Origin of the sequence: Micromonospora sp. NPDC050686, assembly GCF_040654475.1 — a bacterium.
In the GTDB taxonomy this organism is placed as follows: Bacteria; Actinomycetota; Actinomycetes; order Mycobacteriales; family Micromonosporaceae; genus Micromonospora.
Genome location: NZ_JBFAID010000032.1, coordinates 1 through 14,236 on the forward strand (window position 1 = coordinate 1; position 14,236 = coordinate 14,236).

Below are 14,236 nucleotides of genomic sequence, written 5' to 3' on the forward strand. Positions count from 1 at the left end.
CGAGATCAAACGCTGCCTCAAGCGTTACGTCGCCCGAGACCTCTACCGACGCCTCGAAAACCCACCCCAGCCACTTGACGCGGCATAGGAGCGTCCCGAAAATCACGGACAAGCGAGGCCGTATGCCGTACATCGCCGGCATCGGACTGTTCCTGCTGACTCCCGCCGCGTTCACCCTGGACCGGCTCGCCCTGCGCGGCGAGTTCGGTGCCGTGTACCTACTGGTTCAGACCGTCGAGGTGCTCGCCGCCGCGACGGCGCTGGCCCTGATGGCCGGCAACATTCGCGATGGCCTCCGGCTCACCGGACGCCACTGACCGCTTCTCAACCATCGGCCGGCCGCACCGCGCGGCCGGCCTCGTCGAAGGGCACGCCATGCAATTCCTCGTGCAGCCAATCGGCACCGTACACAACAGCCGCGCGGACATCGCCATCACCGACCATTGGGGGGCCGTGACCAGCACCATCACGGTGGACCAGCGGTTCGGCGAGGACTGCCTACTCGGCCTGGACGAGTTCTCCCACGTCGATGTCTTCTTCGTCTTCGACCGGGCGACGGAACGGCCCCACTACCGGCCCCGCCCGCCGCGCGGCCGGACAGACCTCCCGCCGGTCGGCGTCTTCGCCGACCGCGGACCCCACCGCCCCAACCGCATCGGCATGACCACCTGCCCCATCACATCCGTGAACGGCCGGACACTCGAAGTGCTCGGCCTCGACGCCGCAACTGGCACCCCCATCATCGACCTGAAACCCACAACGATCGAATTCCAACCCACCGACATCCGGCAACCGGTATGGGTCACGCACCTCATGGCCAACTACTTCCTGCCATGACCCACGGCACGGCCTTCGAACCTGCCCACCGTCGAACAGCCCGACAACGAAGAGGATCCGCAGCGGCCTGCACTGATCAACTGCACGCTCATGGCCGCGATCCGCGAGAGTGTCACGACGGGTATCGCCGCACGGATCGGCGGAGCCTTCGACGTAGCAGATGAGCGGACGTCTCGGGGATAGTGCTTGCGTTGGTCGGGTTTTCCGGCAACGGCCGCAACCGGTCGGCGTCGGACGTTGCGGTTCAGCCGCCGATCATTGCTGGTCGGGTGTGTAGACGTTCATGACAACGTCGTTTGGGAAGGGTTGTGAGCGGAGCAGCCGCAGGCCGGTCGGCTGGGGTTGCTCGCCACCATGCACGACCTCTCCGTGGCCGGCGAGTACGCCGACGGGCTGGTGCTGCTCGCCGACGGCCGGGTGGTCGCCACCGGCACTCCCCGCAGGGTGCTCACCGTGCAGCTGCTCGCCACCCACTACCGGGCCAGCGTCCGCGTCGTCGACGGCGAGCACGGGCCGCTGGTGGTGCCGGTGCGGCCGGATCCTTGTCCGGTCAGGGCGGAGTAGTCCCGAGTATCGAGAAGAACGCCCCCTGTGGATCGGTGAGCACCGCGAACCGGCCCCGCGTCAGGTCCGTCGGCTGGACGGCGAGCGTCGCGCCCATCCCAAGCGCCTCGGCGACGACCCTGTCGGTGTCGGTGACCGCGAAGTAGACCATCCAGTGGGACGGGAGGTCACCCCAGTCTTCGCCGATCATGGGCATCATCCCGGCGACGGGACGACCGTCCAGCTGCCAGGTGGTGTAGGTGATCGGGCCCATCGGTTGGTCGTCCGCCGTCCAGCCGAACACCGACCCGTAGAACTCCTTAGCCCGGTCCGACTCCCGCGTGGTCAGCTCGGGCCAGGTCAGCGAGCCGGGTACGTCGAACACCTCGGCCCCCGGCATGCCGAGCGACTGCCACACCCCGAACGGCGCCCCGGCCGGGTCGGCGACGAGCGCCGTCCGCCGGGAGCCGGGGACGTCGGAGGGCTCGGTCAGGATCCGGCCGCCGGCGGCGGTCACCCGCTGGCAGGCCCTCTCGGCGTCGTCGGTCGCCAGGTAGGGCATCCAGGCAGGCGACCGTTGCGGGCCGGCCCCCAGCCCGGCACCGGCCACCGGTTTGCCCTGCTGGTGGAAGACGAGGTGACCGTCAGCCGCGGGTTGCCGGTCCGCCTCGGCGACGGCCCAGCCGAATAAGGGCGCGTAGAAGCGCGCCGCGCCGGGGAGGTCGGTGGTGACCAGATCGACCCAGGCGGGTGCCCCCGGTGGAATATCTGTCATGGCTTCGGTTTCGCTTCCTCTGCTCGGGCAACTCTCGGCGGGATGGCGGCGGGCGGGCCCGACAGCCGACGGCCGTCAGCCGGCACCGGTGCGGGCGAGGGCGATGACGTTGAAGAGGGCGCCCTGTGTGTCGCGGAGGCCGGCGTAGCGGCCGGCCGGGATGTCCCGAGGCGGGACCAGGATGGTGCCACCCAGCTCGCCGGCGTGGGCGGCCGCCGCGCCCGCGTCGACCACGGAGAAGTACACCGACCAGTAGGCGGGCGAGTCCTCCGGAAAGTCATCGCCGAGCGGTGGCATGATGCCCGCCACGATCTGCGCGCCGAGCCGCCAGCCGGTGTAGGTGATCGTTCCCGTCGGCTGCCAGACGCTGAACGTCGCGCCGGCCGGGTCGGCGAAGACCACCATCCATCCGCCCCCGGTCGAAGACCTCGAACGGGGGCACCACCACCTGTCCTCCGGCCCGCTCGACCCGGCCGGCCACCAGGTCTGCGTCGTCGGCCGCGACGTACATCGACCTGATCGGCACCTGGTCCGGGATGGCCGGCGGGCCGGCCCCGGCCACCGCCCTGCCCTCGAGGAGGAAGACGGGGTAGCCGCCCGCCTCGGGCTCCGGCGTGATCCGCCCGGTCCAGCCGAACAGCTCCGGGTAGAAGCGCCGCGCGTCGGCGAGATCCGGGGTGGCCAGGTCGGCCCAGCAGGGCGTGCCCGGCGGGACGGTGCTCACGTCGACCCCTCTCGACTGGGGGCGGCCACCGCCGGCACGCCCTGCCGGCATCGTGGCACCGTTCGCGCATCGTACGGGGCGGATCGGGCGAATCGTCAGCTGAACCATCGTCTGGACCTGCCGCTTTCCGCGCGATGCCCCTTCAACCTGTCTGGCGCTGACCGAGTTGACGCGATGGATCGTCACGTCTCGCGGAGGTACTGCCCACCCGTTCCCAGGGCCAGTCATGGCCGTCCGGGTCGGGTCATCTGAACGCTGGGCTTGACCCGTTTCGACGGACAGGGTCGGTGTGGGGATCTCACGCTATCTTGCTGGCGGGTACCGGGCTCATTTACGCGAGGCCCGGCGCTGGCCGCCTTGTCCCACCCGACCGCGTCAGCGCGGCCTGCCCCGCCGGCGGCGTATCAACCACACCACGAGCAACACGACCACGGCGATAACCACCAGGCAGCAGACCAGGCCCGCGCCGCCCCGCGGCCTACGCCCGACGGCCCCCACCACCCGCTCGCCCGTCCCCGTGGACGCCCACGCCGCGACCGGCACGAACACCGAGAACACGGTCGCACCGACGACTGCGGCGAGGCAACCCCACCACTTGTTCCATGCAGACATGCCCTCATCCTCACCGAGAGAGACAACCGGGGCATGCCAGATGGATGAGACGAGAAGCCGCCAATACGGCGAAGAGCCCGGGGAGCGTCCGGTCCCCTTCGCGACGCCATCGGCGATCTGCTCGTCCGGCGGCGGAGACAGGTGGCTCCGTCCGCCCACATCCAGCCAGACGGCCAGAATGTCATCGCGCGGCGCGACGACATGGCGTTGGCCCGGCGGATGGCCGGCGGGCCAACGGAGGCGTGCCTCGTGTTGCGTCAGCACCAGCCGTTGATCGGGCCGGACAGGCCGGTCCACATGTAGGCGTCGGTGACCCGGGTGCCGTCGGTCAGCTTGTTCCACAGCGCGGTGGTGCCCCACCTGCCGGTGTGCGTGGTGCCGTTGGCCGAGCAGGCGACGGTGGCCGTGGCGCCGTCGGCGATCGAGCCGGCGACCCCGTAGCCGGTGCCGGGGCCGGTGCGTCGGTTGACCGTGCCGCCGCCGTTGGCGTCGATGACGCCCTGGTTCAGCCCGAGCGCTCCGTAGTTGTACAGCGCCCCGCCGACGTTCACCTGCGTCGAGCCGTGCAGCGCGTATCCCTGGTAGGTGCCACCGCCGTTCATGATCACCCACTTGTCGAAGTTGTGCCCGCCGATCGGCACGTAGACGTTGTTCTGCCGCAGCGCGTAGTGCACGTGCCGTCCGCTGGCGGCGCCGCCGCAGGTCACGTCCGTGCCGGTGTCACCGAGGTACGCTCCCTCGCCGACCCCCGCCCCGTTGACGTTGATGCTGTTCCACAGGTGGTAGTAATCGGTGGCGTAGCCGCGGTCGTGGATGACCCGGATCCAGCCCCGGCACATCGTGTACGCGGTGCCACCCCGCGCCGCGAGGACCCGCTGGTCACCGCCAGCCAGGTCGATCGCGCTCCACGGCGAGTCACTGCCCGCCCAGCCGTGCGGGCCGCCGGTGAACGACCACGACTGGCCCACCGCGTACGGCAGCCGCATGCCAGTGCGGTAGTCGCCGTTGACGTACGTCGGCTGGACGTCGGCGGTGAACACCTCCCGCTCCCGCGCCGACACCACTGTGGCCGGAGCCTCGGCGGCGAGCGCGGCGAAGCCACCCTCGCCGTCGAAGGCGACCTGCCATTCGGCGCGCTCGCGGTGGGCCACGAACACCCAGCCCGCCGGGTAGCGGCCCTCCTCATGCGGGGCAACGACCACGGCCGTCCCGAACGCCCACGACTGGCCGACTCGGCGGGTGACCGCCACGCGGGTGTCATCGGCTCCGGCGCTCCGCAGGCCCGGGTCAGCAGCGTTCGCCGCCTGGTCGAGCAACCTGGCGGTCACCGCCGCCGTAACGACACCGGCCGACGGGGCCGAGGCAGCGGCGCGGCCCGGGGCCGCGCCGGCAGCGGCGGGGATGGCGAGGACGAATGCGGCGGTGATCGCCGCGCAGACCCAGAATCGGGCATGGCTTCTGGACACAGACACCCCTGAGCATATATACGCATCGTTGGGTCGAAGTGAGGGGACAATACCGGTTTCAATCGATGATTGTCCATGCGGAGGCCGGATCGCCTCGACAACCCCAAGCTACGTGACCATGCTTGACTGATCGGTGAGGGCTGGTGTGGGAGTGGTCGGGGCTTCCGGACGTGCCGGACGGTTGCGTGCCGGCCGCGTGTCCTGGGCGGGGACCCGGGATGACGCGAGCGGCGGATCCATGAAGGGTGAGCTGGGCGAGGTGGTCGCCGCAGCGCAGGCGGGAGATGGGGAAGCGTTCCGTTTCCTGTACCGCAGCCTGCATCCGTTCCTGGTCCGCTACCTCACCGCAAACAGAAGCAGCGAGGCTCTCTTTCGATACCGGGGGGATTATGCGTGGGCGCTGCCGTCGCCTCAACCGCCCTGCTTCGCCGTGAGGCGCAGCGCGAGGCGGTGCGTCCGAAATCGTAGGCCCGCCGGGAGCAGGCTTCTACGCATCCCGGCCGACGGGCCACTCGCCGGCCACAAGCCGGTGTCACCAGGGGTTGATCGTCTGGGGGCTCGATCGGCCACGAGAGATCACCGACTCTGGGACTGGCGTCAACTCCGGCTGGGTGCCTCGGTGCCCAGGGATGCCAGAGCTAGCGTCAGGCCGCACCTCTGAGGTGAGCCGGCACCGGTTCAGGTGGTGAATTCGCCGGTGATGGTGCGCAGCGCGTGGGTCAGGGCGGCGGCGGACGGGGTGCTTTCCGGGTCGACCAGCCACTGGGCTGCCAGGCCGCCGAGCAGCGCCTGGTAGAAGGCGCCGAGGGCGAGGGCCTGGGCCTCGTCGGCGACCGGGTCGAGGTGATGGAACACCTCGGCCAGCCCAAGTCGGGCCTGGTGGTTGGCGGTGGCGAACGCCTCCCGAAGCTCGGGCGACCGGTCCATCTGCGCGATCAGTTCGAACTGGATGGACCAGAGCGGTCGGAGCCGGGCGAAGGACTCGATGATCCGGGTCCAGGCCGCTTCGAACCTCTCCTTGGCGTCGGCGTCCGGCTTGACGTCCACCGCGAGTGTGCGTTGCAGTTCATCGCCCCATTCCGCCATCGCCTCGAAGAGGGCTTCGTCGAGTAGTGCCTTTGTCGTGCGGAAGTGGTAGCCGATGGCGGCCAGGCTGGTGCCGGAAGCGGCGGCGATGTCTCGGGCGGTGGTGCCGGAGTATCCCTTGTCCATCAGGCAGCGCCGGGCGCCGGCGAGCAGGTCTTCCCGGTTTCCCATGCCCGCATCCTAGCGCAACCCTGAACAACCGTCTTGGACAAGCGTCTTAAACATCTGTACAGTCGACTCATGATTGACGTGCTGATCTCCGGCGGTGGTATCGCCGGTCCCGTTCTGGCCTGGTGGCTGCGCCGCTACGGCTTCCGTCCGACCATCGTCGAGCGCGCCCCCGCGCCGCGCCACGGCGGCTACAAAGTCGACATCCGCGGCGCGGCCCTTCAGGTGATCGACCGGATGGGGCTGCGCGAGCACATCCGGTGCCACGACACCGACATGCGGCTCACCCGTTTCGTCGACGCCGACGGCGGCCAGCTCGCCACCATGGACGCCCGAGTCTTCGGCGGTCGGGAGGGTGACGACGCCGAGATCATGCGCGGTGATCTGGTCCGCATCCTCACCGAGGCCACCGTCGACGGCGTCGAGTACATCTTCGGCGATTCCATCGCTGCGCTCGCTCCCCACGGCAGCGGGGTGGGGGTGACGTTCGAGCGCTCCTCGCCCCGGACGTTCGACCTGGTGATCGGCGCCGACGGACTGCACTCGACGGTACGCCGGCTGGCGTTCGGGCCGGAGGCGTCCCCTCTGCGTTCGCTCGGGCATCACATCGCGATCTTCCCGGTGCCAGGACACTTCGGCCTCGATCGCACCGAGCTGATGCACGTCACCCCGGGGCGCACCGTCGGCGTCTACCGGACAGCCGGCGCGCCCGACGCCAGGGCAATGTTCCTGTTCCGGTCGCCTGCCGGCGAGCACAGTGACCGCGACGTCACCGCGCAGAAGGCGCTGCTGACCGAGGCGTTCGCGGGTCAGGGCTGGCAGGTGCCCCGGCTGCTGGAGGCGATGCGTGACGCGGCCGACTTCTACCTCGACTCGTTCAGCCAGGCCCGGTTGCCCCGCTGGTCCACCGGCCGGGTCACCCTGGTCGGCGACGCCGCCTACGGGCCGTCGCCCGCCTCCGGACAGGGCAGCAGCCTCGGCATCGTCGGGGCGTACGTACTGGCGACCGCTCTCGCCGAGGCCGGCGGCGACCCGGAGGTCGGGTTCGCCGACTACGAGCGGCGGATGCGTCCCTTCGCCGAGACGAACCAGGCGCTCGCCGACCGCAACATCAAGGGGATGGTGCTCGGCTCGGCAGCGCAGATCCGCTTCCAAATGCTGATGCTGCGGCTGATGCCCCATTTGCCGGGGCGGGAAAGCATGATCCGGCGGGTGACCGAGCCGATCCGGCGGGCCGCCAACGGCATCACCCTGCCGGAGCCCGCCCCCCTGCTTGCGCTGCACGGCGCGGCTGATGTCGTTGGGCAAGATGCCGACCGGCCCTGATCGGTGACCATCAGCGCGTGAGCGTGCACTCGCTGAGACAGGAGTGAGGAGGCCGCCGGCTACTGCCGCTGATCGCGCGGTCATACCGAGGTCAGTTCTGGCGACCATCTCGATGCACCAATGAGGTCACTGGCGTGATGGCTCGGCTGCCCGGCCGGGAGCGCCTCATGGCCCGGATGATCGCGCCGATCCACGCGGCGGCCAACGCCATCACCCTGCCGGACTACTGACCGGCACAGGTGAGGAGGCGTCCTCGACAAGCGGCGCGGCGCCGGCATGTTCGTCAGCCCGGACACCCGGGAGCGGCTACGCACGCAGCGGCGGCAGACGTTCTTCGCCCAACTGGCGGAGCCGATGCTGGTCGAGGCGGAGGCGATCGGCATTTCCCGCTGGGAAATCGTCGATGACATCGAGAACAAAGGTGGTGAGCCCCGGTGACGCTGGGGGTTGAGGCGCGAAATCTCGTCCTGAGGTACGGCGAGACCACGGCGCTGAACGGATTGAGTTTCAGGCTGGCAGGCGGCAAGATCCACGGACTGCTCGGCCGCAACGGCTCGGGAAAGACCAGCCTGCTGTCGCTACTGGCCGCGTTCCGCCAGCCGGCGGCCGGCCAGGTGCTCGTCGACGGCGAGGCGCCGTTCGAGAACCAGGACGTGGTACGGCACATCTGCCTGATCCGCGAGGGCGGCGACCTCTGCGCCTCGGAGCGGGTGTCGCAGGTGCTGGACTTCGCGGCCCGGATGCGCCCGGACTGGGACGCCGAGTTGGCCGGACGGTTGGTCGAACGGTTCAGGCTGCCGATACGGACCCGGGCGATGAGCCTGTCGCGCGGCCAGCGCTCGGCGCTCGGAGTCACGCTGGGCATGGCTTCGCGGGCACCCCTGACCATCTTCGACGAGGTGCATCTCGGCATGGACGTGCCCGCGCGGTACGCCTTCTACGAGGAACTGCTCGACGACTACAGCGCCCACCCACGCACGTTCATCCTGTCCACACACCTCATCGAGGAGGTGTCGTCGCTGTTCGAACAGGTGCTGATCGTCGACCGTGGTCGACTCGTCATTCAGGCGACCGCGGACGAGCTGCGCGAGCGCGGTGCGGCGGTGACCGGGCCGGCCGAGGTGGTGGACTGGTTCGTGGCCGGTAGGACCGTGCTCGGCGAGCAGCGGCTCGGCGCCGTCAAGGCGGTCACCATCTACGGCGAGCTGGATCAGACACAGCGGGAGGCGGCTGCAGCCGCCGGGCTTGAACTGGGACCCGTCGCCCTGCAGGACCTTTTCGTACACCTGACGAAGGACCCGGAGGTCGTTCGATGAGCAGCATCCGCGCCAGTGACGCGGCAACCGTGTGGCGGGGGCTCGTCCGCAACTTCGCCCTGATGATCGGCCTGTGCTGGGCAGTCACGGCGTTGATTGTGGCGATCGTGGTCACCGCCACCGCGCTGTCCGGTGACGTGACTGAGAGCCTCTGGCTCAACACGGGCTCCACCCAGCCGAGATACTTTCTGCTGGCGATCGGGGTTATGCTCGTCGCCCTGCACCTGCCAGTGTACGTCGCGCACGGGACGACCCGCCGGTTGTTCGTCCTTGTCGGGGCGGCGTTCGCTCTGGCCATCTCGGCCGCCTTCGCGGTGGGAATCATGATCGGTTTCGGGCTTGAGCGTACGGTCTTCGGCTGGCTGGGCGTCCTCGACCAGCTGATCGATCCGTACCCGGTGCAGAGCCTGGGCGACGGCCTGCGCGGGATCTTGAGCCTAACCCTGCTGAGCTTGGTCTATCTATGCTGCGGATGGCTGATCGGGTCGATCTACTACCGGTACGGGGCCTGGACCGGCACCCTCATGATCCCGGTGGCAGCCCTCCCGCTCTTCGTCACCGAGGCGGGTCTCGGGCAGAAATATCTGGGCGAATGGCTGGCGCAGGAGGTGGGGCTGAGCGGACTGTCATACCGGGCGGGGCTCATCGTGGCGCTCGGCTCGGCGGCGGTGGTGCTGGCGGTCATCTACGGCATCAACCGAGCCGTGCCCATTCGGCCCCGGAAGATCTGACCGGTCGCCGCGCAGCGGTGGTGTCCCGGCCGCGTCCGCAGCCGGGACACCACCGGCCCTTCAAGCGTCGGACCGGCCGCCGGCCCGGTGTGTCACTCGTCGCGTTCAGCACGCCGGCTACCGCTCGGTGACCTCTTGAATTGAGGGGTACGGCCGCCTTAAAGTGAAGATCAAATCCGCTTGAACTCGCGGATTGTGTTGCGCTGCAACGGGAAAGGGCTCCTTCTGGCTACGTTTCTGGGTGTCTAGCGATCTCTGGTCGCTAGTGTCCCGCGTCTGAAATTCGTCGACAATATCGGGCGAGGGAGTCGAGGATTTCCTCGGCGGTCTTGGCCCACACGAACGGTTTCGGGTTCTGGTTCCAGTCCCGGATCCAGGCTCGCATGTCGGCTTCGAGAGCTTGCACGCTCTTGTGCACGCCGCGGCGGATGGTTGTTCGGTGAGGTAGCCGAACCAGCGTTCGACCTGGTTGATCCATGAGGATCCGGTCGGGGTGAAGTGCACGTGGAAGCGGGGTGGCGGGCCAGCCAGGCCTTGATGGCTGGGGTTTTGTGGGTGCCGTAGTTGTCGCAGACGAGGTGGACGTCCAGTTCGGCCTGCACGGCCTTGTCGATCGTGCTCAGGAACTTCTTGAAGTCGGTGGCACGGTGCTGGCGGTTGCGTAGGAGACTCCTGCGCAATGTGTGCCACCGCTGGCGCCGGGCCAGCTCGCTGCCGTTTGTCGCCTGCCGGGCAGCGGAAGCATTCCGTGTGCTTCCGCTGTTCGGTAGCGCGGACAACCATGGCATCGATACCAGGCGCAGCGCTCATGGGAGGCGTCACCGGCCGGGCGCCTATGCCGGCCTGTCACACGGTTGGGGACGCGACCGGACGGCCGGTGCCGGCGGCCACGACGTATGCGGTGAATCGGCGCCGGCCCGATCGTCGTGGCGGCGGGCCTTATCATGGCGGCGGTCTTCGTCGCGTTCGCCGCCTCCCCCGAGCCGGCCGTCCGGATGACCGCCGCGGCGCTGGCCGCCGCGCTGCTGGTGGATCTGTTCGTTGTCCGTCTGCTGGTGCTGCCCGCCCTGCTCACCCTGCTCGGCTCCCGGGCCTGGCGCGGTGGTTCCATGGGGGCCCGGCCGGCCGCCGGGCACGCCGGTGGACGGCGACCGGCCGCTGAGCGGAGTCGGCCCGCAGGCGCCGCCACCCGCCGGGCCGGGGTCAGCCCGCGAGGTCGAGGGCGCGGGCCGGGACACCGACGGTGAGGTGCGCCGACAGGGCCCGCAGGAAGTTCGGGGCGTCGAAGGCGGCGCCGGCGGAGACCACGCCGGTGCGGCGGGTGCGTCCGGTGAGGATCCGCTCGACGGCCTCCACCGCGAGTGGCGCGCTGGCGGCGTAGATGTCGCGACCGGTGGCGGTCAGTCGGCGTTCCTCGCCCCCGCGGCGGACGACCACGTCGACGACGAACGTCTGGGCCGAGCGGCCGCGCTCGTCGACCGGGGCCGGTGCGACAGGCTGCGGCGCGAACAGATCCGAGGCCGCCCTGGTCGTCATGTAGGTGCGCACCTCCGGGACGTCTAGGTGGCTGGGGACGGTCACGACGTCGGCCATCGTGAACTCGCCGATGACGTCCTGCGTGCCGAGCGGGGCCGGGAACGGCCACGCCAGGGCGGGCAGCGCGTCGTCGTGGTATTCCAGCCGGCCCCCGGTGTGTCGGACCCTGCGGCCGCCACGCCGCTGCGCCGACACCGCGCCCGAGGCGAGCGTGCCGCCGGTGGGGTGCCAGCTGTCAAGCCCGTAGGCGACGTGCGCCTCGTCGGCCGCCGTCCAGTCGCCCATCGCGGCGGTGACCAGCAGGTCGCCCAGGCCACCGTAGAAGGCCATCGCCGGGACCACGACGGTGCCCGCCACGCGGGCCCGCTCGGCGAAGTGCGCGAACGTGTCGACGTTCGCCTCGATCTCGGCGGCCACGTCGACGTACGGGACGCCCGCGCGCAGGGCCGCCTCGACGACCGGGCCGGCCGTGGTGGCGAACGGCCCGGCGGTGTTGACGACCGCGTCCGCGCCCTCGAGGGCCCGGTCGAGCGCGGCCGGGTCGTCGACCGCCGCCTCCCGTACGTCGAGGCCGGGGTGCGCCCGCGCCAGCGCGCGCAGCTTGTCCCCGTCGCGGCCGAGCAGCAGCGGCACGAGTCCCCGCCGCCGCAGCTCGGCCACCACGAACCGCCCGGTGTGCCCGTACGCCCCGTACACCGCCACCTGTCGACCCGTTGTCATGTTCCCGCTCCCGCTCGCTCCACCGACCTTGCACCGAAGATCTTTCCGTCGTCCGGGCCGCCGGGGCAGTGTCTGGAACGACGGGACCCGTACAATTTCCGACATGCCTGCCGACCGGCGCTCCGTCGCCCTCGCCGCCACCGACGGGATGCTGCACTTCGAGCTGGCGCTGGCCTACGAGGTGTTCGGCTCGGCCCCGGACGCCGTCTCCGTCCCCTGGTACGACGTCCGCGTGTGCGGCACGCAGCCGGTCCGGCTCGGCCGGTTCCTGCTCGAACCCGACCACCCGCTGGACGCGCTCGCCGGCGCGGGCACCGTGATCGTGCCCGGCATCGCCAACGTCGACGACGATCCGCCGGCCGAGCTGGTTGAGGAGGTCCGCGCGGCCCACGAGGCGGGCGCGCGCGTGGTGTCCCTGTGCACGGGGGCGTTCGTGCTCGCCGCCGCCGGCCTCCTCGACGGGCTGCACGCCACCACCCACTGGGCGCACACCGACGTCCTCGCCGACCGCCACCCACGGGTCACGGTCGACCCGGACGTGCTCTACGTCGACAACGGCAGCGTGCTCACGTCGGCGGGCAAGGCCGCCGCGATGGACCTGTGCCTGCATCTGGTCCGCCGCGACCACGGCCCGGCCGTCGCTAACGTGGTCGCCCGCCGGCTGGTCGTGCCACCCCACCGGGCCGGCGGCCAGGCCCAGTTCGTCACCACACCCGTGCCCGCACAGGACGGCCACGCCCTGGCCGAGCTGCTCCCGTGGGTGCTGCGCCGCCTGGACCAGCCCCTCACCGTGGAGGACCTCGCCCGCCGGGCCAACCTGAGCTCACGTCACCTCACCCGGCACTTCCGGGCGGTGACCGGCACGACCCCCCTCCAGTGGCTGCTGACCCAGCGGATCCGCCGCGCCCAGGAGCTGCTGGAGGCGACCGACGACAGCGTCGAGGCCATCGCGGCGGCCGCCGGCATGGGCACCGCGACCACCCTGCGCCGCCACTTCCACCGCACGGTCGGCGTGCCGCCGGACACCTACCGCCATACCTTCCGGTCCTGAGGCCGCCCCGCTCCACCGCGGCCGGATCGTGGGTCGGATCGGGTCGGTCAGCCCGCAGCCGGGCGTCCGCCGGCTCCAGGCCTCCTGGCTACCGCGCTGGCACGGCTGGCCGTCCTGGAACCGCGGGCACAACGGCTGCTTGCCGACGTGATGCTGCTGCTCAACCTGGCCGACCGGAGGCAAGACAACGATCAGCGGGCCCGCCGGCTCAGCCGCGCCAGCCGGGCCGAGTTGCCCCCGTGCCTCACCGTCGACCGCACCGCCCTGCGGGTCAACCTGAGGCCGCCATCCAACCAGGCGCCACATGCATCGACGACTGCCCGTTCCGGCTGTGCCCAATGCCGTCGAAAGGAGACGAGTTGCCGTAGCAGATGGACGAGGCCTTCTGCGCCCACCAGATCGACCTCGTCGGGCGGTCCCTCCGCTCGCCCGGCCGGGCAAACTGGCAGACGGTCAACCGCCAGGATCTGCGGAGATTCTGGCTTCGGACTCTCGGGTGACTGCCATGGGTGCCTCCTCGGCGACGGCGATGGCTCAAGGACCGCACACCGCACGAGCTGGTGCAGTGCGCATCTCCGCAGCGAGCCCGCTGGTCGGCCACCATCGGGCCTCGGTGCGTCACCAAATCCCGGGGTTCGATACGGTCGGGTGCGGGTGCGGGTGCGGGTGCACCGCCGCCACCAGCGGCGCCTGGCCGACACCGCGCTGGCCGGTCGGCGCGGCGCTGCCCTACCGCCCGGCGGCGGCCAGCTCGTCGACCCCGAGGAAGTTCCCGACGATCTGCCGGACGGGCTCGTGGTGCCGGCGAATTGCATGCACGTAAACGTTCATCCTCGTGGTCACGCTCGCCTGCCCGGCCACCTCGGGTTTCATCCGTGGATCGAGGCTCAGGGCACCAGCACAGAGAGTACGTCGGCGACGCAAACCGGCTTGTCGCCGCCCTCACGTTCGATGGTCACGCGGACTGTCGCTCGCGCGCCGTTCGGGCCGCGGTCGAGGCCGACGAGCTCGGCACCTGCGCGGATCCGTGATTCCACGGGCACCGGGGAGGGGAAGCGGACCTTGTTGGCTCCGTAGTTCACGCCCATGCTCAGCCCCTCGACCGTGTAGATCTGCCAGATCAGCTTCGGGACCAGGGAGAGGGTCAGGTAGCCGTGCGCAATGGTGCTGCCGAACGGTCCACGGGCCGCCCTCTCAGCGTCGGTGTGAATCCACTGGTGGTCACCAGTCGCTTCGGCGAACAGGTCGATCTGCTCCTGAGTGATGGTGTGCCAATCGCTGTGGCCGAGGTGGCTGCCGACGGCCCGCTCTAACTCGTCGATCCCGTTGAAGGTCCTCATGATCC

The 14,236-nt window shown here is 70.3% G+C and carries 15 protein-coding genes and 3 pseudogenes; 9 read left to right on the plus strand and 9 right to left on the minus strand.

Annotated elements, in window-relative coordinates; genetic code table 11:
• The 3 genes and pseudogenes from AB0H57_RS20120 to AB0H57_RS20130 form a co-directional block, all read left to right on the plus strand.
• Positions 1-317 (plus strand): hypothetical protein (locus AB0H57_RS20120; protein ID WP_357508538.1); only part of this gene is annotated, 317 nt, incomplete at its 5' end.
• Between the two features lie 58 nt (positions 318-375).
• Positions 376-837, plus strand: a complete 462-nt coding sequence (locus AB0H57_RS20125) for an SAM-dependent methyltransferase (RefSeq protein ID WP_357508540.1) — start codon at positions 376-378, stop codon at positions 835-837.
• 336 nt (positions 838-1,173) lie between these two features.
• Positions 1,174-1,401: pseudogene (locus AB0H57_RS20130) on the plus strand (ABC transporter ATP-binding protein); the annotation flags it as partial.
• On the opposite strand, the gene AB0H57_RS20135 reads toward AB0H57_RS20130, so the two are convergent.
• The 5 genes and pseudogenes from AB0H57_RS20135 to AB0H57_RS20155 form a co-directional block, all read right to left on the minus strand.
• Positions 1,388-2,155: a VOC family protein gene (locus tag AB0H57_RS20135; protein WP_357508542.1), complete on the minus strand. Its 768-nt coding sequence runs from the start codon at positions 2,153-2,155 to the stop codon at positions 1,388-1,390. The pseudogene AB0H57_RS20130 and the gene AB0H57_RS20135 overlap by 14 nt on opposite strands.
• A gap of 75 nt (positions 2,156-2,230) precedes the next feature.
• Positions 2,231-2,879: pseudogene (locus AB0H57_RS20140) on the minus strand (VOC family protein).
• A gap of 375 nt (positions 2,880-3,254) precedes the next feature.
• Complete coding sequence (locus AB0H57_RS20145) at positions 3,255-3,491, minus strand: hypothetical protein (RefSeq protein ID WP_357508662.1); 237 nt, start codon at positions 3,489-3,491, stop codon at positions 3,255-3,257.
• 257 nt (positions 3,492-3,748) lie between these two features.
• Positions 3,749-4,957: a peptidase M23 gene (locus tag AB0H57_RS20150; RefSeq protein ID WP_357508544.1), complete on the minus strand. Its 1,209-nt coding sequence runs from the start codon at positions 4,955-4,957 to the stop codon at positions 3,749-3,751.
• A 678-nt stretch (positions 4,958-5,635) separates the two neighbouring features.
• Positions 5,636-6,214, minus strand: coding sequence for a TetR/AcrR family transcriptional regulator (locus tag AB0H57_RS20155; RefSeq protein ID WP_357508546.1), 579 nt, complete (start codon positions 6,212-6,214; stop codon positions 5,636-5,638).
• A 69-nt stretch (positions 6,215-6,283) separates the two neighbouring features.
• On the opposite strand from AB0H57_RS20155, the gene AB0H57_RS20160 reads away from it, so the two are divergent.
• The 4 genes from AB0H57_RS20160 (at position 6,284) to AB0H57_RS20175 (ending at position 9,584) form a co-directional block, all read left to right on the plus strand.
• Positions 6,284-7,537 carry an FAD-dependent monooxygenase gene (locus AB0H57_RS20160; protein WP_357508548.1) on the plus strand — a complete coding sequence of 418 codons (1,254 nt, stop codon included), beginning with the start codon at positions 6,284-6,286 and terminating at the stop codon, positions 7,535-7,537.
• 276 nt (positions 7,538-7,813) lie between these two features.
• Entirely contained in the window at positions 7,814-7,975 is a 162-nt protein-coding gene (locus AB0H57_RS20165) for a hypothetical protein (RefSeq protein WP_357508550.1), read from the plus strand.
• Positions 7,972-8,853, plus strand: a complete 882-nt coding sequence (locus AB0H57_RS20170) for an ABC transporter ATP-binding protein (protein ID WP_357508552.1) — start codon at positions 7,972-7,974, stop codon at positions 8,851-8,853. Before AB0H57_RS20165 ends, AB0H57_RS20170 begins: the two co-directional genes overlap by 4 nt.
• Positions 8,850-9,584, plus strand: a complete 735-nt coding sequence (locus tag AB0H57_RS20175; protein ID WP_357508554.1) for a hypothetical protein — start codon at positions 8,850-8,852, stop codon at positions 9,582-9,584. Before AB0H57_RS20170 ends, AB0H57_RS20175 begins: the two co-directional genes overlap by 4 nt.
• Positions 9,585-9,846: 262 nt before the next feature.
• Here the strand turns inward: AB0H57_RS20175 and AB0H57_RS20180 are convergent.
• Positions 9,847-10,249: pseudogene (locus AB0H57_RS20180) on the minus strand (transposase); the annotation flags it as partial.
• Positions 10,250-10,504: 255 nt separating this feature from the next.
• Between AB0H57_RS20180 and AB0H57_RS20185 the strand changes: the two are divergent.
• A complete protein-coding gene (locus AB0H57_RS20185) occupies positions 10,505-10,831 on the plus strand; it encodes an MMPL family transporter (RefSeq protein ID WP_357508664.1) in 327 nt (108 codons plus the stop codon).
• Here AB0H57_RS20185 and AB0H57_RS20190 read toward each other — a convergent pair.
• On the minus strand, positions 10,788-11,840 hold the full coding sequence (locus AB0H57_RS20190; RefSeq protein WP_357508556.1) for a saccharopine dehydrogenase NADP-binding domain-containing protein: 1,053 nt from the start codon (positions 11,838-11,840) through the stop codon (positions 10,788-10,790). The genes AB0H57_RS20185 and AB0H57_RS20190 overlap by 44 nt on opposite strands.
• A gap of 103 nt (positions 11,841-11,943) precedes the next feature.
• Here AB0H57_RS20190 and AB0H57_RS20195 point away from each other — a divergent pair, with 103 nt between their 5' ends.
• Positions 11,944-12,891, plus strand: a complete 948-nt coding sequence (locus AB0H57_RS20195) for a helix-turn-helix domain-containing protein (protein WP_357508558.1) — start codon at positions 11,944-11,946, stop codon at positions 12,889-12,891.
• 729 nt (positions 12,892-13,620) lie between these two features.
• On the opposite strand, the gene AB0H57_RS20200 is transcribed toward AB0H57_RS20195, so the two are convergent.
• Positions 13,621-13,764, minus strand: a complete 144-nt coding sequence (locus AB0H57_RS20200) for a hypothetical protein (protein WP_357508560.1) — start codon at positions 13,762-13,764, stop codon at positions 13,621-13,623.
• Positions 13,765-13,778: 14 nt separating this feature from the next.
• On the minus strand, positions 13,779-14,231 hold the full coding sequence (locus AB0H57_RS20205) for a MaoC family dehydratase (RefSeq protein WP_357508562.1): 453 nt from the start codon (positions 14,229-14,231) through the stop codon (positions 13,779-13,781).
• Positions 14,232-14,236: the final 5 nt, after the last annotated feature.